17 protein-coding genes and 1 riboswitch are annotated in these 19900 nt (G+C 55.1%); all 17 genes read left to right on the forward strand.

The features are described 5' to 3' along the window. Positions 1-20 precede the first annotated feature (20 nt). The 17 genes from groES to purF all read left to right on the forward strand — a co-directional run bounded on the left by groES (position 21) and on the right by purF (position 19897). Positions 21-305: a co-chaperone GroES gene (groES, locus tag AC4ED1_RS09725; protein ID WP_490938049.1), complete on the forward strand. Its 285-nt coding sequence runs from the start codon at positions 21-23 to the stop codon at positions 303-305. Positions 306-347: 42 nt separating this feature from the next. Further along, on the forward strand, positions 348-1967 hold the full coding sequence (groL, locus tag AC4ED1_RS09730) for a chaperonin GroEL (RefSeq protein WP_490938051.1): 1620 nt from the start codon (positions 348-350) through the stop codon (positions 1965-1967). 463 nt (positions 1968-2430) lie between these two features. Next, on the forward strand, positions 2431-3840 hold the full coding sequence (gene ltrA / locus AC4ED1_RS09735; RefSeq protein WP_490938053.1) for a group II intron reverse transcriptase/maturase: 1410 nt from the start codon (positions 2431-2433) through the stop codon (positions 3838-3840). Positions 3841-4366: 526 nt separating this feature from the next. Further along, the gene (locus AC4ED1_RS09740; protein ID WP_490938055.1) at positions 4367-5518 is read left to right on the forward strand and encodes a murein hydrolase activator EnvC family protein; all 1152 of its coding nucleotides are present in this window, start codon (positions 4367-4369) and stop codon (positions 5516-5518) included. A gap of 501 nt (positions 5519-6019) precedes the next feature. Beyond that, positions 6020-7555, forward strand: coding sequence for a glutamine-hydrolyzing GMP synthase (gene guaA, locus AC4ED1_RS09745; RefSeq protein WP_490938057.1), 1536 nt, complete (start codon positions 6020-6022; stop codon positions 7553-7555). A gap of 36 nt (positions 7556-7591) precedes the next feature. Beyond that, entirely contained in the window at positions 7592-8968 is a 1377-nt protein-coding gene (locus tag AC4ED1_RS09750; protein WP_490938059.1) for an NCS2 family permease, read from the forward strand. 168 nt (positions 8969-9136) lie between these two features. After that, positions 9137-10222, forward strand: a complete 1086-nt coding sequence (gene ispG / locus AC4ED1_RS09755; protein WP_490938060.1) for a flavodoxin-dependent (E)-4-hydroxy-3-methylbut-2-enyl-diphosphate synthase — start codon at positions 9137-9139, stop codon at positions 10220-10222. A 55-nt stretch (positions 10223-10277) separates the two neighbouring features. Beyond that, positions 10278-10574: a type VII toxin-antitoxin system MntA family adenylyltransferase antitoxin gene (gene mntA, locus AC4ED1_RS09760; RefSeq protein WP_490938062.1), complete on the forward strand. Its 297-nt coding sequence runs from the start codon at positions 10278-10280 to the stop codon at positions 10572-10574. Continuing rightward, the gene (locus tag AC4ED1_RS09765) at positions 10561-10968 is read left to right on the forward strand and encodes an HI0074 family nucleotidyltransferase substrate-binding subunit (protein WP_490938064.1); all 408 of its coding nucleotides are present in this window, start codon (positions 10561-10563) and stop codon (positions 10966-10968) included. The genes mntA and AC4ED1_RS09765 overlap by 14 nt, the downstream gene beginning before the upstream one ends. 168 nt (positions 10969-11136) lie before the next feature. Beyond that, positions 11137-11238, forward strand: a riboswitch (purine riboswitch). Positions 11239-11436: 198 nt separating this feature from the next. Next, a complete protein-coding gene (gene purE, locus AC4ED1_RS09770; RefSeq protein ID WP_490938066.1) occupies positions 11437-11931 on the forward strand; it encodes a 5-(carboxyamino)imidazole ribonucleotide mutase in 495 nt (164 codons plus the stop codon). Between the two features lie 11 nt (positions 11932-11942). Beyond that, positions 11943-13097, forward strand: coding sequence for a 5-(carboxyamino)imidazole ribonucleotide synthase (gene purK / locus AC4ED1_RS09775; protein ID WP_490938068.1), 1155 nt, complete (start codon positions 11943-11945; stop codon positions 13095-13097). Positions 13098-13125: 28 nt separating this feature from the next. Next, positions 13126-14487, forward strand: coding sequence for an adenylosuccinate lyase (gene purB / locus AC4ED1_RS09780; protein ID WP_490938070.1), 1362 nt, complete (start codon positions 13126-13128; stop codon positions 14485-14487). A gap of 100 nt (positions 14488-14587) precedes the next feature. Continuing rightward, positions 14588-15307: a phosphoribosylaminoimidazolesuccinocarboxamide synthase gene (purC, locus tag AC4ED1_RS09785; RefSeq protein ID WP_490938072.1), complete on the forward strand. Its 720-nt coding sequence runs from the start codon at positions 14588-14590 to the stop codon at positions 15305-15307. Next, complete coding sequence (gene purS, locus AC4ED1_RS09790; protein ID WP_490938074.1) at positions 15304-15552, forward strand: phosphoribosylformylglycinamidine synthase subunit PurS; 249 nt, start codon at positions 15304-15306, stop codon at positions 15550-15552. The genes purC and purS overlap by 4 nt, the downstream gene beginning before the upstream one ends. 4 nt (positions 15553-15556) lie before the next feature. Next, complete coding sequence (purQ, locus tag AC4ED1_RS09795; RefSeq protein WP_490938076.1) at positions 15557-16237, forward strand: phosphoribosylformylglycinamidine synthase subunit PurQ; 681 nt, start codon at positions 15557-15559, stop codon at positions 16235-16237. Beyond that, on the forward strand, positions 16230-18497 hold the full coding sequence (gene purL, locus AC4ED1_RS09800; protein ID WP_490938078.1) for a phosphoribosylformylglycinamidine synthase subunit PurL: 2268 nt from the start codon (positions 16230-16232) through the stop codon (positions 18495-18497). The genes purQ and purL overlap by 8 nt, the downstream gene beginning before the upstream one ends. Continuing rightward, positions 18482-19897 (forward strand): amidophosphoribosyltransferase, encoded by a 1416-nt coding sequence (gene purF / locus AC4ED1_RS09805; protein WP_490938080.1) that lies wholly within the window; start codon positions 18482-18484, stop codon positions 19895-19897. The genes purL and purF overlap by 16 nt, the downstream gene beginning before the upstream one ends. The last annotated feature ends 3 nt before the right edge of the window (positions 19898-19900 follow it).

Raw genomic sequence — 19900 nt, forward strand, 5'->3', positions numbered from 1 at the left:
CTTGTAGGAGGGGTATTTACATGATTAAGCCGCTCGGTGACCGTGTGGTGATCAAAGTTGTCGAACGTGAAGAAAAGACTGCTAGCGGAATCGTTCTTCCGGACACCGCAAAAGAAAAGCCGCAAGAAGGCGAAGTGATCGCGGTAGGACCCGGCCGTTACGAGGAAGGCAAGCGCGTTCCGCTTGATGTGCAAGTCGGCGACCGCGTAATCTTCTCGAAGTACGCCGGTACCGAAGTGAAGTATGACAACGTAGAGTACCTGATTCTCCGCGAAAACGACATTCTGGCAGTTGTGCAAAAGTAACCCGAATAGATAAAAACCTACATAAAGAGGAGGAAGTTTGACGTGGCTAAAGAGATTAAGTTCCGTGAAGATGCTCGTCGTGCGATGCTTCGGGGCGTTGACGCTCTCGCTGATGCGGTGAAAGTAACCCTCGGTCCGAAAGGCCGCAACGTGGTTCTCGAAAAGAAGTTCGGCTCTCCGCTCATCACCAATGACGGCGTAACGATCGCGAAAGAAATCGAGCTCGAAGACGCTTTTGAAAATATGGGAGCGCAGCTTGTAAAAGAAGTTGCCACCAAAACCAACGATGTCGCCGGTGACGGTACGACGACCGCTACCGTTTTGGCGCAGGCGCTCATTCGCGAAGGGTTGAAGAATGTAACCGCAGGCGCGAACCCGATGATTCTCCGGAAAGGGATTGAAAAAGCGGTGCGTGCTGCCGTGGAAGAAATCAAGAACATCTCCAAGCAAGTGGAAGGCCGTGAAAACATTGCGCAGGTTGCGGCGATTTCGGCCGGCGACGAAGAGATCGGTACCCTGATTGCCGACGCGATGGAGAAAGTCGGCAAAGACGGCGTGATCACCGTTGAGGAATCGAAAGGCTTTACCACCGAGCTCGAAGTTGTGGAAGGGATGCAGTTTGATCGCGGCTACATTTCTCCGTACATGGTAACCGATGCGGACAAGATGGAAGCGGTTCTCGACGAGCCGTACATTTTGATCACCGACAAGAAAGTCGGCAACATCCAAGAAATCCTTCCGGTTCTCGAGCGCGTTGTCCAATCCGGACGTCCGCTGCTGCTGATTGCGGAAGACGTGGAAGGGGAAGCGCTGGCAACCCTTGTTGTGAACAAACTCCGCGGCACCTTCACCGCAGTTGCAGTGAAAGCTCCGGGCTTCGGCGACCGCCGCAAAGCGATGCTGCAGGACATCGCGATCCTGACGGGCGGTACTGTGATCTCTGAAGAGCTTGGTCTCGAACTGAAGAGCACCACCATCGACCAACTCGGCCGCGCCCGTCAAGTCCGGGTATCGAAAGAAAATACGATTATTGTGGATGGGTTCGGTAACAAGGCGGATATTGACGCTCGCATCAACCAGATTAAAGTTCAGTTGGAAGAAACCACTTCCGAATTCGATAAAGAAAAATTGCAGGAGCGCCTGGCGAAACTTGCCGGCGGCGTAGCGGTCATCAAGGTGGGTGCCGCTACCGAAACCGAACTGAAAGAGAAGAAACTGCGCATTGAAGACGCGTTGAACGCAACCCGGGCCGCTGTTGAAGAAGGTATCGTCGCAGGTGGCGGAACCGCTCTCGTCAATGCAATCCGTGCTCTTGACAACATCAAGGCTGAAGGTGACGAGTTGACCGGTGTCAACATCGTTCGCAAAGCGCTTGAAGCTCCGGTTCGTCAAATCGCTGACAACGCCGGGCTCGAAGGCGCGGTGATCGTTGAGCGCCTGAAGACCGAAAAAGTCGGCATCGGTTTCAACGCGGCTACCGGCGAATGGGTTGACATGATCCAAGCGGGTATCGTCGATCCGGCGAAAGTTACCCGTTCCGCTCTGCAAAACGCTGCATCCGTGGCTGCGATGTTCCTGACCACTGAAGCTGTCGTAGCCGAGAAGCCGGAAAAGGAAAAACCGGGCATGCCGGGCGGCATGGGCGGCATGGACATGATGTAATAACAGCTCCTGTAGGAGTTGCGAAACCCCTTGTAAATCAAGGGGTTTCTTGTTTGTACGCCCAGCATGGGCGTCATCTTTAGGGTGAAAGTCCCGAACGGGGGCTGGCGAGCGCCTACCGTTAGCCAAGGGCAAGGGTGTCCGTCGCGAGGCGGAATCTGAAGGAAGCCGGAGGCAAACGCACGGCTTGAGGTACACGAACCCAATTTGAGGCCGTTACAGTCGGATGAGTTGCCAAGACACAACAAAATCCAAAGCCGCCAAGGACTGTAGTGGTAGACTTGGGCAAGCGCGGGCGGAAAGATGACGCTCTTATCTGGGGAGGCCTGCAGGGTACGCCAACTGTGTTGGTAACCGCGGTCGGAAGACGGCGCTGAACCTGCAGGAGTCAGCAGAGGCCATAGTACGCGAGTACGGGACGCCGAAAAGCGGAAGGGCCGAACCGAAAGGAGAGAAGAAACCGATGCGTTCGTGCGATGAGCGACGACAGCCGAATTCCTCATACGAGGGCTGCCGGCGGGAGGGAGCGGTGAAGCCGCAAGGGACCGCCGGAGCGCCGAGTTCATCGTCGGCACAAGTCGATCGTTCTTCTCGCGAAGGCCATAACGACTTGCTGGAGAAGATGCTGGAAGGAGACAACCTGCGACTTGCCTACAAACGAGTCGTCCAGAACGGAGGAGTGCCCGGCGTGGACGGGGTAACGGTAGCGGAGCTACAAGGATACCTCAAGACCCACTGGGAAACGGTGAAACACCAACTCCTGACGGGAACGTATGAACCGGCACCGGTCAGACGGGTGGAAATCCCCAAACCCGGAGGCGGGGTACGGCTTTTAGGAATCCCGACCGTAATGGACCGCTTCCTCCAGCAAGCCCTTCTGCAAGTGATGGCCCCCCTCTTCGACGGTGGATTCTCATGGTACAGCTACGGATTCCGACCGGGCAAACGGGCCCACGATGCCGTGCGGCAAGCCCAACGCTTTATCCAGGAAGGATACCGGTGGGTGGTCGACATGGATCTGGAGAAGTTCTTTGACCGGGTGAATCACGACATCCTGATGGCGCGAGTGGCGCGAAAAGTGAAGGACAAGCGGGTCTTGAAACTGATTCGCGCTTACCTGAACGCCGGAGTCATGGTAAACGGGGTCGTGCATACCACGGAAGAGGGAACCCCGCAAGGAGGGCCGTTAAGCCCGCTGTTGGCAAATATTCTGCTGGACGACTTGGACAAGGAACTGACACGTAGAGGCTTGCGGTTTGTCCGCTATGCAGACGACTGTAACATCTTTGTTGCAAGCAAACGAGCAGGAGAACGGGTGATGCAGTCGGTCATTCGCTTCGTAGAAGACAAGCTCAAACTAAAGGTCAATCGGGAGAAAAGCGCGGTGGATCGTCCTTGGAAGCGGAAGTTTCTGGGATTCAGCTTTCTGCCGAATCGGCAGGGGACCCTACGGCTCGCGCCGAAAACGATCGAGTGGTTCAAGGAACGCATCCGCGCCATCACATCCAGAACCCGGCCTGTATCGATGAAGCAGCGGATTGAGGAAGTAAACCGCTACATCATAGGATGGGCAGGATACTTCCACATCGCCTCGGCCAAGACCCACTGCGAGTCATTCGACCAGTGGATCCGGCGGCGGCTGAGGATGTGCCTGTGGAAACAATGGAAACGGGTGCGAACGCGCTATCGGGAACTGCGTGCACTTGGGGTCCCGGAAGTTGCGGTTCACCAAATGGCCAACTCCCGCCGCGGGGCATGGGCCATGTCCCGCAACCTAAATAATGCCCTTGACACTTCCTATTGGGAAGCACAAGGGCTGAAAAGTTTGCTTGTTCGTTATTTGGAGCTTCGTCAACCTTTTGGAACCGCCTAGTGCGGACCCGCATGCTAGGTGGTGTGAGAGGACGGGGGTTAGCCGCCCCCTCCTACTCGATTTGGTATAACCGATCCAGCCATCGTTGGATCCGTTTCATCTCTCGGGTCTCTGTTTCCTGTTCCAGGGATCGCAGGCCAACGTTGCAAGGATCTTGTTCTGCTTCTCTTGGCTTTTCACGAGCGTGGACACTTCGTTTTGGATGTCCGTAACCTTTAAACAAAAGCCTCATTTTGGGGCTTTTTGAATTTAACACGTTGTTCCGATATGGTAGCGGGGAGCTGCCCCTGTGGAAAACATCACCCAGGGGCAGTTTTTTTCTAGATTTTCGCGATGTCGATGTTGCCATAGATACGTGCGAAAAACCGCTCAGGCATTTTTCGCTAAAAATTTGACTTTTTTGCGTCAAATCCGCATGAACCGACAGGAAAAGCGAAAATGCCGTCGAAATAGTATGAATGTCGCTGCGGATTTACCGTGCATCTGCTTTCGACGCGATGAAGAATCGATAGGAAGGAGAGCGGTCATGGCTTCGAAAAAAACGGTTGCCGGCATTCTGGCAGGTGTCTTGTTGATGGCGCCTCTTTTGACGACGGCACAGGCGAGCATTGAATCCGACCAACAAAGACTCGAAGAAATTCGTCAACAATATAATCAACGTCTGAAACAAATTCGGGAACTGCGCGGTCAGGAAAAGGACCTGCAGGCAAAACTGGCGGTGATTAACCAGCAAATCGCCGATCTGGAACAGCAGATCAACGCCATCCAGGCGGAGATTAACGCCGGAGCAGCAAAGATCCGGGAAATGGAAATCGAGATCAAAAAAACGCAGGACAAGCTGGAAGCCCGCAAAAAACTGCTGCAGCAGCGGCTCCGCGTAATGTATGAAGACGGGGACGTTTCCTATCTGGAAGTGCTGTTTTCCTCGACAGATTTCAGCGATTTCATCGACCGGATGAGCACTTTGTCGCTGGTGGTCAATCAGGACAAGCGTCTGGTGGAGGGGATCAAGGAAGAAAAGAGAAAATTGGATGAAATCCAGGCGAACCTGAAACGGGAGCAAGAACTCCGCCAGGTCCGCCAGGACGCTTTGATCGCCAACAAGGCCGAGCAGGACAAGCTGAAATCGGAACAGCAGGCGATCCTTGCTCAGGTGCAGAAGGAACGCAAGATTACGGAAGCGGAAGCCGCCAGGGAAGAACGCGAAATGGCCGCGATCGAGGCACAGATTGCGGCTGCAATCGCCGCTCAGATTAACGGCGGAAAAGGCATCAAAAGCGCCGGGAATTGGGCTTGGCCGGTTCCGTCCTCGCGTGTCATTTCATCCGGTTACGGCATGCGTTGGGGCACCATGCATAAAGGGATCGATATCGCGGCTCCGCTTGGCACGCCGATCGTCGCCGTTGACAACGGGGTTGTCCGTTTTGCCGGCCGTGCGTCCGGTTTTGGACATTGGGTCGTGATCGAACACGCGGGCGGCATTATGAGCGTATACGGTCACATGTACGGTGACGGGATTTTTGTGTCGGTGGGACAAGAAGTCAAGCGCGGGCAGCAGATTGCCGTTGTCGGCAGCGACGGTCAATCAACCGGTCCGCACCTGCACTTTTCCGTTGCCACGGGCATCAGCGGCAGTCAAATGCTCTATGTCAATCCGGGACCTTACCTTGGACTCTAAAATCGGCAGGAGACGCAACAGCAACACCCCCAGGTATCGGGCGCGGGGGTGTTCTTTCTTGTCCGTTTCAAAATCTTGAAACGGGAGAGTTGTGTCAACTGTGGGAGCAGATTGTTCGGAAAATGAGGTGAACGAAAAGGCGAACGAAAAGGCGTTGACTTATCAAAAATGTTCGTGTAAACTGATGGCGGATACAGACTTGCATCATGCCGGAAATAAGGCGTCGGCAGGTTTCTGCCGGGTTGCCGTAACTGTCCCTGACTACGGGGGAAGGGGCGGCTGTTTTTACATCTGTAAGCTTGAAGACTTTCGATCGGCTCAGGGGTGCGGTGTCGCATCCGGAATTTACGGCGAAGCCGTATCTTTGTTTTGTGGGCATGAACATCGGAACTGCCTCGTATGTAACTGTAAATCTTTGCTGATTCTAGGGGAAAGGGCAAACGAGGACGATCCGGTGTCATTTTTTGCATTTTTTGTGCTGAGGGGTTGGAATTCAATACCATGAAAGAACATGAATCTGTTGTCGTACTGGATTTTGGCGGACAATACAACCAACTGATCACCCGGCGGATCCGCGAATTGAACGTGTATTCGGAACTGCTTCCGCCGACGGTGACCGCGGCTGAACTGAAGGCGATGAATGTGAAAGGGATCGTGTTTTCGGGCGGGCCGAATTCCGTATATGGGGAAGGGGCGCCGAAAGCCGATCCGGCCATTTTCGAGCTTGGGATTCCGGTTCTTGGCATTTGCTACGGCATGCAACTGATGGCGCACCATTTTCATGCCAAGGTGGAACGGGCAGCTGTGCGCGAATACGGGAAGGCGATCCTCAACGTGCAATCCGATGGGATTCTCTTTAAAAATCAGCCGAAGGAACAGCAAGTGTGGATGAGCCACAGCGATCTTGTCGTGGCGCCGCCAGCGGGATTTCAGGTGGATGCTTCGACAGACAATGCGCCTGTCGCCGCGATGAGTGCGCCGGAGCGCAAACTGTACGCGGTGCAGTTCCATCCGGAAGTCAATCATTCCGTCTGCGGGCAAGATATGCTGCGCAACTTCCTGTATGAAGTCTGCGGTTGTCAAGGCGAATGGACGATGGGTTCCTATGTCGAGGAAGCGATTGCCGACATCCGGGCGGAAGTGGGCGACAAAAAAGTTCTTTGCGCGCTGTCCGGCGGCGTGGACTCATCCGTGGCGGCCGTCCTGGTGCACCGGGCGATCGGCGACAATCTGACCTGCATGTTTGTCGATCACGGATTGCTGCGGAAAAACGAGGCCGAGCTGGTGATGCAGACGTTTGCTCAGGAGTTCAAGATGAACGTCGTCAAAATTGACGCGAAAGAACGGTTTTTGGGGCGTCTTGCGGGCGTGACCGATCCGGAACGGAAACGCAAAATCATCGGGGAAGAGTTTATCCGCGTATTTGAGGAAGAATCGAAAAAGCTAGGCCACTTCGACTACTTGGCGCAAGGCACGCTTTATACCGATATCATCGAGAGCGGCACGGCGACGGCAGCCACCATCAAGTCGCACCACAACGTGGGCGGATTGCCGGAAGACATGCGGTTTAAACTGGTGGAACCGCTCAAAACACTGTTCAAGGACGAAGTGCGGGCGCTTGGCAGCGAGCTGGGAATCTCCGACGAGATCGTTTGGCGGCAGCCGTTTCCCGGTCCCGGATTGGCGATTCGCATCATTGGCGAGGTGACGGAGGACAAGCTGATGTTGCTGAAAGAAGCCGATTGGGTCGTGCGGGACGAGATTAAACAATCTGGCCTTGATCGCGAAATCTGGCAGTATTTTGCCGTGTTGCCGGATATTAAGAGCGTGGGCGTCATGGGCGATGAGCGGACGTATGCTTACACCATCGGCATTCGCGCCGTGACTTCGAAAGACGGGATGACGGCCGACTGGGCGCGGATTCCGTATGATGTGCTGGAAAGGCTTTCGACGCGGCTCGTGAATGAAGTGCCGCACGTGAACCGGGTCGTCTATGACATCACTTCGAAGCCGCCCGCTACGATTGAGTGGGAATAACACGGGACAACCGACGTTCGCTGGGGAGGACGAAAGATGGAGAAGTTGTTTCGGCTGCAAGAGAACAACACCGACGTCAAGACAGAAATTATTGCGGGGATCACGACGTTTATCACAATGGCTTATATCCTGATCGTGAATCCCATCACGCTTACGGCCGGTGGTGCCACCGGCATGGATTTCAACGCGGTGTTCGTGGCAACCGCTCTTGGTGCGGGCATTGTGACGATCGCCATGGGGCTTTTGGTGAACTTCCCGATCGCTTTGGCCCCCGGCATGGGACTAAACGCGTATTTTGCAACGGTCATTCTCAGTTCCGGCGGTAAAATCACCTGGCCGATCGCGCTTGGCGCTGTCTTTATTTCGGGTATTATTTTCCTTCTTCTGACCGTGACCAAAGTCAGACAGTTGATGCTGGACGCCGTGCCGAAATCGCTCCGTGCGGCCGTGACGGTAGGGATCGGGCTGTTTATCACGATCATCGGCTTTAAAAACAGCGGTTTGCTCACCGCATTTTATATTGGAAAGGATCCGGCTGTTTCCCTGCATCACATCAGCGGGTTCGATTGGCTGCTGCAACTGGGGAATTTCGTTGCGGACAAGCATGTTTTGCTGACGGTGATCGGGCTGCTGTTGACGAGTGTTCTGCTGGCGATGCGAGTGCCTGCCGCGATCCTCTTGGGAATTATCATCACGACCATACTCGGGATTCCGATGGGGATCACCAACCTGTCCGCTTTGGGCAATGCCCACTGGATTCCTGATTTTTCCAATCTTGCAATCGGCAAGCTGGATGTCGCAGGCGCCCTCAACGCCGGCCTTTTGACCATCGTGTTCACATTTACGTTTGTCGAACTGTTCGATACGTTCGGAACACTGACCGGAACGGCCGCTAAAGCAGGGCTGCTCGACAAACCGGGCGGAAAGGAAAGGATCGGGCGTGCGATGCTGGTTGACGCAGGCGGCGTAAGCTTGGGCGCCCTGCTTGGCACGAGCACCATCACTGCTTATATCGAAAGCGCAGCGGGTGTGGCGCAGGGTGGCCGGACCGGATTGACGTCGGTGACCACAGGCGTTCTGTTCCTGCTGTCGCTCTTCGTGGCTCCGCTTGCCTTGCTGGTTCCGGGTGAGGCAACTGCCGCCGCGCTGATCATCGTCGGGGTATTGATGATGGGAGCGGTGCGCGACATCGAATGGGAGGAGTTTGTCTACTCGATTCCCGCATTTTTGACAATTGTCATCATGCCGTTCACTTATTCGATCGCAAACGGGATCTCTTTCGGGATCTTGTTCTACGTAATTTTGGCGCTGGCCCACAATCTGGTCGGCGGAAAACACAAAATCCACTGGCTGATGTGGGTACTCAGCGCATTGATTCTCGTCAGATTCCTGTTCACCGAATTGAATGTATAACCTAAGGCTTCGCAAGATTCGAACGGGGAAAAGCTCGGGGCGTGTTCACACGCCTCTTTTTTTTTTCGAATACGCCGGACTTATGGCTCGCGGTACCGCCACTAGCCCGATCGGTTTCGAACGAGTATAATAAGTACGAACATCCGACAGATGGGAGACTGTGCTTCTATGTATCACAGAAAGGAAACGCGTCCTGTTCAAGTTGGAAATGTGACAATCGGCGGCAGTGATCAGGTCATCATCCAGAGCATGACCATGACCAAGACACACGACGTGAAAGCGACGGTGGAGCAAATTCATCGGTTGGAAGAAGCCGGTTGTCAAATGGTTCGGGTAACTGTCAACAACGAAGAAGCCGCTGCCGCGATTAAACACATCAAAAAAGAAATCTCGATTCCGCTTGTCGCGGACATTCATTTCGACTATAAACTCGCTTTGAAAGCAATCGAAAACGGCGTCGACAAGGTGCGAATCAATCCGGGGAATATCGGCCGTCGGGAGAAAGTGGAGGCCGTTGTCAAAGCCTGCAAAGAGCGCAATATCCCGATCCGGATCGGTGTGAACGCCGGGTCTCTGGAAAAACACATTCTCGACAAATACGGATATCCGACGGCGCAGGGAATGTTGGAGAGCGCCCTGCACCACATCCAGATTTTAGAAGATCTCGATTTCCGCAATATTGTCGTTTCGATGAAAGCTTCCGATGTCCCGCTGGCGATCGAAGCCTATAAAAAAGCGGCCGAATCGTTCGATTATCCGCTGCATTTGGGGATTACGGAGGCCGGCACTTTATTTGCCGGGACTGTGAAAAGCGCCGCCGGTCTGGGAACCTTGCTGTCGATGGGAATCGGCAACACGATTCGCGTTTCGCTCAGCGCCGACCCTGTCGAGGAAGTGAAGGTTGCCCGCGAGCTTTTGAAGACCTTCGGACTCGTCGCAAACGCGGTCACGTTGGTGTCCTGCCCGACCTGCGGACGGATCGAGATCGATCTGATCAGTGTCGCCAACGAGATAGAGGAATACGTTTCAAAGATCAAAGCTCCGATTAAAGTTTCCATTCTCGGGTGCGCGGTGAACGGACCGGGGGAAGCGAAGGAAGCGGATATCGGCATCGCCGGGTCGGTTGGCGAAGGGCTGCTTTTCCGGCACGGAAAGGTGATCCGGAAGGTTCCGGAGAAGGATTTGGTGGCGGAACTGAAAAAGGAGATTGACCTGCTGGCCGAAAAATACGAAAAAACAGGTTCTTTGACGTAGCAAACAACGGTGCCTCGGACTTCACGGGTGCCGTTTTTTCCGGGGAGGACAAGCGATGGTGATGGAAGAGCGGGTTCGGGAGCAATTGATACGGTTGTTGTCGGGAAAACCGGAAGTAATCCGGGTTATCCTTTTTGGATCGCGTGCCAGGGGTGACGCGGATGAACGTTCCGATATCGATTTGGCGATTGAAGCCCCTGCCATCAGCCAGCGACAATGGTTGGATCTTATATTTCTATTCGATCAAATTGACACATTGCTTCCCGTCGACATCGTGAAATGGGAAGAAGCATCACCTGAATTGAAGAAGAAAATCACGGAGGAGGGGAAGGTTCTGTATGAACGATCCTAAATCGGTTCAAAGTCTCAAAAACTTGGGAAAAGCTTTGCAAAGACTTGGCGAGGCTTTACAAGTGCCGGGAGATTCGAGCTTGGTCGTAGATGGGACCATACAAAGATTTGAGTTTGTGATTGAGCTTTATTGGAAAACACTGAAGCGTCTGTTGGCTCAGGAAGGGATTCAGACAAATACCCCGCGTGAAACTTTGCAACGCGCTTATCAAGTTCATTGGCTGGAGAATGAAACAGATTGGCTGCAAATGTTGAAGGATCGTAACGAGACATCGCATGTTTACGATGAGGAATCGGCGTTGCGAATTTATCGCCATATCAAACAATATTTTCCCGAGATGGAACGTACATACCGGTTTCTTCTGAAACGGTTCGGCTTGCAACCCAAGGATTAATCCGCTTTGACAGACTGATTTAGGAGGATATTCCGTGACTAAAAATTTGCCTCCCAAGCTGGCGAATGAGCGATACATCCGAACAATTGAAACGTCCCCAATTCAAACGTTCGTCTTTTCCGTTGACACCTTTTCCCGTGATTGGTACACTGTTGATAGACAGATGTCGACAAACGAATATTGTTCTCTCGTATATCCTCGGGAATATGGCCCGAAAGTCTCTACCCGGTTACCGTAAATAACCGGACTACGAGCTGAAAGCGAATCTAGGGTTCCGATTATCACTTTGTCGGGTATTGATAATGTCCGGTCCAAGCGATTCACATGCCGGTTTCACGGCTGACACCGAAGGGATAAAAGCCCAGGCGGGCAGGTTTCGCTCGCTCACGAGAAGAAACTTGCCCGTTCTGGGTTTCTGTTTTTTAGGAATCGGAATAATAAGAACAAGCGCTTGGAGGTGGCATCACAATGAGTGGGTTGCAACCGTTGGTGGGCGTGATCATGGGCAGCCAGTCGGACTGGGAAACGATGCGCGAAGCGTGCACGATCCTGGACGAACTGCAAATCCTTTACGAGAAAAAAGTGGTATCCGCTCACCGCACCCCGGATCTGATGTTTGAATACGCGGCGACGGCGGTTGAACGCGGTCTGCAAGTCATTATTGCCGGTGCGGGGGGCGCCGCCCACCTGCCGGGCATGGTGGCGGCGAAGACGGTGATTCCCGTAATCGGGGTTCCGGTCAAATCGTCATCGCTTAACGGTTTGGATTCCCTGCTGTCGATCGTCCAGATGCCGGCGGGGGTACCGGTGGCGACAGTGGCAATCGGCAAGGCGGGCGCTGCCAATGCCGGATTGCTGGCAGCGCAGATTCTGGGAACGACCCGGCCGGAGATCCGGGAACGGCTCGAAAAAAGGCGTGCGGAGATGCGGCAGCGGGTGCTTGAAAGCGGGGATTTGACGTGAAGAACGCGGCGATGACAATATCACGCGAGCAGCGGGCGCTCCATCGAATTTTGCCCGGCGGGACGATCGGAATTCTCGGCGGGGGGCAACTCGGCCGCATGATCGCTTTAAAAGCCCGCGAGATGGGATATCGGATCGCGACCATGGACGCGACTCCGGACTCCCCGTGCGGGCAGGTGGCGGATCTGGAGTTTGTCGCGCCGCTTGATGATCTGGAAGTTGCCCGCAAGTTGGCCGGCGTTTCCGATGTGCTGACTTACGAATTTGAAAATGTGAGCGACGAGATGGTCCGGACGCTGGAGCGGGAAGCGTTTCTGCCGCAAGGCGGGCATGTTCTTCACGTGACAAGGCATCGCATCCGGGAAAAAACGGCCTTGCAGGAGATCGGCGTTCCGGTGGCCCCGTGGCGGCCGGTCCGCTCGTACGAAGACCTGCGGCAGGCGGTTGCCGCTTTGGGGCTGCCTGGCGTGCTGAAAACGGCAACCGGCGGCTATGACGGAAAAGGCCAATACATCCTGCGGGAGCCGGAGGATGTCGAAGCTGCGTGGGAGAAGCTGAGCACTGCAAAAAGGCCTGAACTGGTGCTGGAGGATTGGGTTGATTTTGACAAGGAGCTGTCGGTCATTGCCGCCCGCAACGGGAAAGGTGAAATTCGCACGTTCCCGACAGCGGAAAACGTACACCGCGACAACATCCTGCACCTGTCGATGGCGCCGGCCCGGATTCCGGAGGAAGCGGACCGGCTCGCGCAGGCTCTGGCCCGCCAAATCGCCGAGAAGCTGGACGTCATCGGCTTGATCGCGGTGGAGATGTTCTGGAAAGAGGGCACGCTGCTCGTCAATGAGCTCGCTCCGCGGCCGCACAACTCGGGTCACTTTACGATGGATGCCTGCATGACGTCCCAGTTTGAACAACATGTGCGTGCGGTATGCAATTTGCCGCTTGGCGACACGAAACTGCTGACACCGGTCGTGATGGTGAACATTCTGGGGGAACATCTTGCACCGGTGCTGGCGAAAGCCGATCTCTTGGGGGACGGAATCAAACTTCATCTGTACGGCAAAGCAGACGCGAAAAAGAAACGAAAAATGGGCCATCTCAACGTGCTTGCGCCAACAGTCGAAGAGGCCCTCGCAATGATAGACAGATTGGGGATCTGGAACTGAGTAAAAGAGCGGAAAGGGAGTTTGCATCATGTCGATTCAAGCGGTGTCTCCACTGGACGGACGGTACCGGGAGCAACTGGCCGGCCTGGAGAATTACGTTTCGGAGTGGGCGTTGATCAAATACCGCATTCACGTGGAAGTCGAATGGCTGATTGCCATGTCGCAAAGTGAGTGGATCAAGGATGTCCGCACCTTCACGGAGGAGGAGATTGAATTTTTGCGGAAGCTGGCAGCCGATTTTGACGAGGCGGCCGCCCTTGAAGTGAAGGAAATCGAAGCTGTTACCAAGCACGATGTAAAAGCGGTGGAGTACTACATCAAACGCCGCATTAAAGATACGTCGCTCGCGGATGTCGCGGAGTTCGTCCATTTCTGCTGCACTTCGGAGGACATCAACAATCTTGCGTACGGCTTGATGCTGCAGGGCGCGATCCGGCAAATCTGGTTGCCGCTGGCGGAAAAACTGACAAATGCGGTCGCCGACTTCGCGGCTCAAACAAGAGCGGTGCCGATGCTTGCCCGCACGCACGGACAGCCGGCGAGCCCGACAACTGTCGGAAAGGAACTGGCCGTTTTTGTCCGCAGGTGGCAGCGGCAACTGCAGCAGGTGCGGGAACTTGAATACCTCGGCAAGTTTAACGGAGCGGTCGGCAACTTCAACGCGCATGTGGCGGCCTATCCGGACGCGCCGTGGGAAAGCATCGCCCAATCGTTCGTGGAAGGGCTGGGACTGACCTACAACCCTCTTACCACACAGATCGAATCGCACGATTACCTGGCAGAAGCGTTCATGGCGATCGCAAGGTTCAACAGCATCGCCATCGATTTCGACCGCGATATCTGGTCTTACATTTCGCTCGGATATTTCAAACAGCAGGCGGTGGCGGGGGAAGTCGGGTCCTCGACAATGCCGCACAAAGTGAACCCGATCAATTTTGAGAATTCGGAAGCGAATCTTGGTGTAAGCAACGCGGTTCTGGAGCATTTGGCGCTGAAACTTCCGGTTTCGCGCATGCAGCGGGATCTGACTGACTCTTCCGCGCTGCGGAACATCGGTGTCGGCATCGCCCATTCATGTATCGCCATCCAGGCGGCGCTGCGCGGTTTGCAACAATTGTCGGTCGACGAGCAGGCGCTTGCCCGCGATTTGGACGGGAACTGGGAAGTTCTCGGCGAAGCGGTGCAGACGGTGATGCGCAAAAACGGGCATGAAAACCCGTACGAAAAGCTGAAGGAACTGACGCGCGGCGTCGAAGTCGATGCGGCAGCCATGCGAGCATTCATTGCAGGTTTGGAGTTGCCTGTCGCCGACAAAGCCCGGCTGCTTGAGCTGACTCCGGCCGCTTATACGGGGCTTGCCAGCCAGTTGTTGCGCCATATCGAGAAGTGAAGCCGGCAGCCGGCGGTTTCTGCGGCTTCTGATCGGCTGTCCGCGGCGGGCGCCGGTCTGGATTTTGCACGGTCATAATAGATAAAGAGGGGGAAAGGGCATGCCAGTCAAGCGAGATCTGCTGTATGAGGGGAAAGCGAAAAAAGTCTACCTGACTGACGATGAAACCAAAGTCATCGTCGAGTACAAGGATGACGCGACCGCGTTTAACGGCCAGAAAAAAGGGACCATCGACCGGAAAGGGGTACTGAACAACCGGATCGCTTCGTTGTTCTTCCGGATGCTGGAAGCCAAGGGGATTCCGACCCATTATATCGACACTTTGTCGGAGCGGGAGATGCTTGTCAAGAAGGTCCGGATTTTGCCGCTGGAAGTGGTCGTCCGCAATATCGCGGCCGGTTCGCTCGCTCAGCGCATCGGCTGGGAAGAAGGCACGATTTTGCCGAAAACGGTCATCGAATTTTACTACAAAAACGACGCGTTGGGCGATCCGCTGATCAATCATTCCCACATCGACGTGCTGGAACTGGCGACGTCCGAACAGGTGGCCGAGCTTGAAAATTTGGCCCGGCAAATCAATGTGTACCTGAAAGGGTATCTGGCGGACAAAAATCTGCTGCTCGTCGATTTCAAACTGGAGTTCGGGATCGACGCGGAAGGCAACCTGCTTCTGGCGGATGAGATTTCGCCGGACACCTGCCGATTTTGGGACGCGGATACAAAGGAAAAGCTGGACAAAGACCGTTTCCGCCGCGACCTCGGGTCGGTGGAAGAAGCGTATGAAGAAATTTTGCGGAGACTGGGAGGAAATGATCAATGATTTTGGCAAAAATTCACGTCACTTTGAAACCGTCCGTTCTCGATCCGCAAGGATCGGCTGTCACCAAGTCTCTGCACGCTTTGGGCTATGACGAAGTGGAAGACGTCCGGATCGGCAAATTCCTCGAAGTCAAAGTCAACACCAACGACAAGCGGGCGGCGGCGGAACGGGTGACCGAAATGTGCGAAAAGCTGTTGGTCAACACGGTGATCGAAACCTACACGTTCGAACTGACGGAGGTGTAAACCCGTGAAATTTGCCGTCATCGTTTTTCCAGGTTCGAATTGCGATATCGACACTGTGAAGGCCATCGAAGACGTGTTGGGGGAACCGGTTGACCCGGTCTGGCACCACGCGACCGATTTGTCCGGGTACGATTGCATTTTTCTGCCGGGCGGCTTCTCTTACGGCGACTATCTGCGCTGCGGCGCGATCGCAAGATTTTCTCCCGTCATGGAACAGGTGAAAAAAGCGGCTGCGGAAGGGAAACTCGTCATCGGAATTTGCAACGGGTTTCAGATTCTGACCGAATCCGGTTTGCTGCCGGGGGCTCTCCGCCGCAACAACCACCTGCAGTTCAATTGCGAAATCGTGCCGCTTGTGGTGGAGAACGCGGATACCCCTTTTACGAAGGACTATCAGAAGGGGCAAATCATCAACATCCCGATCGCCCACGGCGAAGGGAACTATTATGTGGATGACGAGACGCTCAAGAAGATGAAGGCCAACAACCAGATCGTCTTCCGGTATTACGGCAAGAATCCGAACGGTTCGGTCGACAACATTGCGGGGGTCTGCAATGAACAAGGCAATGTGCTCGGCATGATGCCGCACCCGGAACGCGCGGTGCACGACCTGCTCGGCTCAAGCGACGGCCGTGCGCTTTTTACATCAATTCTTCGCGACTGGAGGGAGAAGCACGGTGCATAACGAAGGGACTGCGCAACAAGCGCCCCGGCGGCCTGAACGGAACGAACCGACTCCGCAGCAAATCGCCGACGAAAAAATCTACCGCACCTTTGGTTTGACGGATGATGAATACCAAAAAATCGTCGGGCTGCTCGGACGTCAGCCAAACTATGTCGAGACCGGCATCTATTCGGTCATGTGGTCGGAGCATTGCTCTTACAAAAGTTCCAAGCCTGTATTGAAACGGTTTCCCACCTCCGGGCCGCGGGTGCTGCAGGGACCTGGCGAAAACGCGGGAATTGTCGATATCGGCGACAATCAAGCGGTCGTCTTCAAGATCGAATCGCACAACCACCCGTCGGCGATTGAGCCGTACCAAGGGGCTGCCACCGGTGTAGGCGGGATTATTCGCGACGTCTTTACAATGGGGGCGCGCCCGATCGCCCTGCTCAACTCCCTTCGGTTCGGTCCGATTGAGGATAATGCGCGCAACCGCTACCTGTTCAGCCATGTTGTGGCGGGAATCGCCGGATACGGAAACTGTATCGGCATCCCCACCGTTGCGGGCGAGGTAGTGTTTGACGAGCGCTATACGCACAACCCGTTGGTTAACGCAATGTGCGTGGGGGTAATCGATCAAGACAAAATCACAAAAGGAAACGCTTCGGGCGTGGGCAACCCGGTCATGGTCGTCGGTGCCCGCACCGGCCGGGACGGCATTCACGGCGCCACATTCGCTTCGGCGGAAGACCCGCATTCGAAAGAGCGTTCCGCCGTGCAAGTCGGCGATCCGTTTATGGAAAAGCTGCTGCTGGAAGCGTGCCTGGAACTGATTGCAACCGGAGCTGTTGTCGGGATTCAGGACATGGGAGCCGCCGGCATGACTTCTTCTTCTTCCGAAATGGCGTCTCGCGCCGGTTCCGGACTGGAACTGGATGTCGCGCTTGTACCACGGCGGGAGGAAGGAATGACGCCATACGAAATTATGCTGTCCGAGTCGCAAGAGCGGATGCTTGTCGTTATGGAGCGCGGCAAGGAACACATTGCGGAAGAAATCTTCAAAAAATGGGGCCTGGAAGCGACCGTCATCGGTCGTGTGACGGACGACGGCATGCTGCGGATCAAGGAAGGCGGCGAAGTGGCGGCCGAGATTCCGGTCCGCACATTGGTTGACGACGCGCCTGTATACCACCGCCCGGCGAAGCGCCCGGCCTATCTCGACGAGACGGAATCGTTTGATATCAATACGCTGCCGGAGCCGCAAGATCTCGGCGATGTCCTGCACACCCTGCTGCGTCAGCCGACGATCGCATCGAAAGAATGGGTGTACCGGCAATACGACTACATGGTTCGCACATCGACGGTGGTGCGCCCCGGGTCTGACGCGGCGGTTGTCTCGATTCGGGGAACCCGCAAGGCGTTGGCGATGAAGACGGACGGCAACGGCCGCTATGTTTACCTTGACCCGGAAACGGGCGGCAAGCTGGCAATCGCCGAGGCGGCGCGGAATGTTGTTTGTACGGGGGCCGAACCGCTTGCGGTAACTGATTGCCTCAACTATTCAAGCCCGGAGAAGCCGGAAATCATGTATCAATTGGAAAAATCGGCCGACGGGATGGCGGAAGCTTGTCGTGCGCTGGAAACGCCGGTGATTTCCGGCAACGTTTCGCTCTACAACGAAACGAACGGCATCGACATCTATCCGACGCCGATTATCGGAATGGTCGGTCTGGTGCACGATCTTGACCACATCACGACATCGGACTGGAAGGAGGAAGGGAACCTGCTGTATCTGACCGGTGTGACCAATGCGGATATCGGCGGTTCCGAATACCTCAAGACTGTCCACGGCCAGGTGGCGGGAAAAGCGCCCGTCATCGATCTCGAATTGGAAAAATCGGTCCAGCGCTTTACGCTCTCCGCAATTCAAAAGGGATTTGTCCGCTCGGCCCATGACTGTGCGGAAGGCGGACTGGCGGTCGCGCTGGCGGAGTCCGCAATCGCGGGAGGAAAGGGAGCGGCTGTTGAATTGACGACAGAGCTGCGACCGGATTTTGCCCTGTTTGCGGAAAGCCCTTCCCGGATCATCCTGGAAGTGGAGCCTGACAAGGCGGCAGAGTTTGAAGCTCTCGCACGGGAGCATAAAATTCCGTGTGCCCGCATCGGCCGCGTGCAAGGAACGAACCTCGTGATCGCCGTAAACGGCCAAGTTGCGGTTGACGAACAGGTTGACAAACTTGCAACTACATGGAGAGGTGCCATCCCATGCATCATGAAATAAATTCGGACAAATGGCATGAGGAATGCGGCGTATTTGGGATATTCGGCCATGAAAATGCGGCGGAACTGACCTATTACGGCCTTTATGCCCTGCAGCACCGCGGCCAGGAAAGCGCGGGAATCGCGACCGTTGACGGCCGCAAACTGTATTCGCACAAGGGCATGGGGCTTGTGTCCGAGGTGTTCAACGAAGATATTCTCAAGACGCTGAAAGGTCATTCGGCAATCGGCCATGTCCGCTACTCGACGACGGGCGATTCTTCCGTTGCCAATGCGCAGCCGTTGACGTTCGGATTCCAACGCGGCAACATGGCGCTCGCCCATAACGGGAATCTGATCAACGCGTACCAAATTCACGGGAGACTGGAACGGCAGGGAAGTATTTTTCAAACGACCAGCGATACCGAAGTGGTCGCCCACCTGATCGCCAAGTCGGGACTGCCGACAATCGAGGAGAACGTCAAAGAATCGCTATCCGTCGTGAAAGGCGCGTATGCGTTTCTGATTCTGACTGACGACAAGCTGTTGGCCATGCGGGATCCGCACGGATTGCGCCCGATGGCGCTTGGCCAATTCGAAGGCGCGTATGTGGTTGCATCCGAAACGTGCGCGTTTGATACGATTGGCGCCGAATTCATGCGGGACGTTGAACCGGGCGAAATGCTGATCATCGACAAAAACGGCCTGCGTTCGGAAAAATTCGCATTCTCTTCCAAAACCTCGCTCTGCACCTTTGAGTACATTTATTTTGCGCGTCCGGATTCGGACATTGACGGGGTGAACGTCCACTCCATCCGCAAGAGATTCGGCAAGCTTTTGGCAGAAGAGCATCCGGTGGAGGCGGATGTCGTGATCGGCGTTCCAGAATCCTCCATCTCCGCCGCGATCGGATATGCGGAAGCGACCGGCATTCCTTACGAAATCGGGTTGATCAAAAACAAATATATCGGCCGGACGTTCATCCAGCCGAGCCAGGAACTGCGCGAACGCGGGGTGAAACTGAAGTTGTCGGCCGTTCGCAAAGTGGTGGAAGGAAAACGGGTCGCGCTGATCGACGATTCCATCGTTCGCGGCACCACTTCCAAACGGATTGTCAAAATGCTGCGGGACGCCGGCGCGACGGAAGTGCATCTGCTGATCTCGTCGCCGCCTGTCACACACGCCTGTTTTTACGGGATTGACACGTCGGCGAGAAACGAATTGATCGCCGCGAACAAAACGGTGGATGAAATCCGGGAGTATATCGGGGCGGATTCTTTGCATTACCTGTCGGAAACGGCGATGCTTCGGGCGTTCGGGGAGGAAGACACAACGAATCACAAATTTTGCAACGCTTGCTTTACCGGGCGGTATCCGACCGAGATCTACGAAGACCTCGAAAAACACATGCTGGAAAGGTAGGGG

It is taken from the genome of Effusibacillus sp. SKA8, assembly GCF_058273125.1.

What these genes read in the sequence shown, in the direction of transcription:
- groES (WP_490938049.1), top strand. Translation starts at nt 21, where the DNA reads ATGATTAAGCCGCTCGGTGACCGTGTGGTGATCAAAGTTGTCGAACGT.
- ltrA (WP_490938053.1), top strand. Translation starts at nt 2,431, where the DNA reads ATGCGTTCGTGCGATGAGCGACGACAGCCGAATTCCTCATACGAGGGC.
- AC4ED1_RS09740 (WP_490938055.1), top strand. Translation starts at nt 4,367, where the DNA reads ATGGCTTCGAAAAAAACGGTTGCCGGCATTCTGGCAGGTGTCTTGTTG.
- guaA (WP_490938057.1), top strand. Translation starts at nt 6,020, where the DNA reads ATGAAAGAACATGAATCTGTTGTCGTACTGGATTTTGGCGGACAATAC.
- AC4ED1_RS09750 (WP_490938059.1), top strand. Translation starts at nt 7,592, where the DNA reads ATGGAGAAGTTGTTTCGGCTGCAAGAGAACAACACCGACGTCAAGACA.
- ispG (WP_490938060.1), top strand. Translation starts at nt 9,137, where the DNA reads ATGTATCACAGAAAGGAAACGCGTCCTGTTCAAGTTGGAAATGTGACA.
- mntA (WP_490938062.1), top strand. Translation starts at nt 10,278, where the DNA reads ATGGTGATGGAAGAGCGGGTTCGGGAGCAATTGATACGGTTGTTGTCG.
- AC4ED1_RS09765 (WP_490938064.1), top strand. Translation starts at nt 10,561, where the DNA reads ATGAACGATCCTAAATCGGTTCAAAGTCTCAAAAACTTGGGAAAAGCT.
- purE (WP_490938066.1), top strand. Translation starts at nt 11,437, where the DNA reads ATGAGTGGGTTGCAACCGTTGGTGGGCGTGATCATGGGCAGCCAGTCG.
- purK (WP_490938068.1), top strand. Translation starts at nt 11,943, where the DNA reads ATGACAATATCACGCGAGCAGCGGGCGCTCCATCGAATTTTGCCCGGC.
- purB (WP_490938070.1), top strand. Translation starts at nt 13,126, where the DNA reads ATGTCGATTCAAGCGGTGTCTCCACTGGACGGACGGTACCGGGAGCAA.
- purC (WP_490938072.1), top strand. Translation starts at nt 14,588, where the DNA reads ATGCCAGTCAAGCGAGATCTGCTGTATGAGGGGAAAGCGAAAAAAGTC.
- purS (WP_490938074.1), top strand. Translation starts at nt 15,304, where the DNA reads ATGATTTTGGCAAAAATTCACGTCACTTTGAAACCGTCCGTTCTCGAT.
- purF (WP_490938080.1), top strand. Translation starts at nt 18,482, where the DNA reads ATGCATCATGAAATAAATTCGGACAAATGGCATGAGGAATGCGGCGTA.